Source organism: Endozoicomonas atrinae (assembly GCF_001647025.1).
In the GTDB taxonomy this organism is placed as follows: domain Bacteria; phylum Pseudomonadota; class Gammaproteobacteria; order Pseudomonadales; family Endozoicomonadaceae; genus Endozoicomonas; species Endozoicomonas atrinae.
Genome location: NZ_LUKQ02000659.1, coordinates 1 through 837 on the forward strand (window position 1 = coordinate 1; position 837 = coordinate 837).

Genomic DNA, 837 nt, shown 5'->3' on the forward strand with positions numbered 1-837 from the left:
TGATAAACACTGGCCTCCTTCGGTTTTTGTCAACCACTGTCAACCCCGATTTTCACTCTGTCACTGGCGAAAGCCTGCGGCTTTGTACCCCCGCATTAGCTAAAGGTTCGCAGGGTCCCTCCGCCTTGCAGGAGGCCAGTAATGACAGGGCTTTCAGAGCATCAAACGGACGATACCGAACTTTTCTGAATCGGTGCAAAACCACAGCTACACGACACATAACTTTTATCACTTGCTTTGCGTCCATGTTCTCGCCACCTTCTCCACACCGCGACTGGCGATATAACCACCAATACCTAACTGGATAATGCTGAACAGTTTCAACTCAACCTCATCACTCAGATCCGGTGCTGCCCACCCCATCCAGCGGCATACGACCAACACCGTGAACACCAGCATCACCAGGGGACGCCAGCAGCGTTGCAGCCAACTCTCTCCCCTGGCTTCGGCGGTGATGATGCCTGCCTGTTCTGCCAGTTCCTTGATTTCCCCGTTGATCATCATCTCGGCCAGAACCACTTTGGCCTGATCCGCGTTGTCCGCATCGGGGAACAGCTTATCTATGACCTTCCCCACCAGAGGGACAGCAGCCGCCCAACTCACAGATCAACTCCCTGCAGCCCTTCCTGGTAGAGCCATACTTCAACGGGAAAGCTTGGGCAGGCTTTGTGTTTGCTGAAGTGGTTATGACCCCGTACTTCCACATCAGGGTACAGAGCCTGGTGACCAGCAATCAGCAGCTTCAGCATTCGCTTCTGCAGTGGGGTAAAGTTATCTTCCGGCTGGTTGTTGTTATCCAATCCACCGACCAGGCAAATGCCCACGCTCTCATGGTTG

The 837-nt window shown here is 53.8% G+C and carries 2 protein-coding genes; both read right to left on the reverse strand.

All coding sequences use genetic code 11. The annotated features are described in order from the left end of the window. Positions 1-228: 228 nt before the first annotated feature. Positions 229-603: a 3TM-type holin gene (locus AK963_RS37050; RefSeq protein ID WP_083232957.1), complete on the reverse strand. Its 375-nt coding sequence runs from the start codon at positions 601-603 to the stop codon at positions 229-231. Next, positions 600-837: peptidoglycan recognition protein family protein (locus AK963_RS37055; RefSeq protein ID WP_175404755.1), on the reverse strand; the 238-nt coding region annotated here is incomplete at its 5' end. The genes AK963_RS37055 and AK963_RS37050, both read right to left, overlap by 4 nt.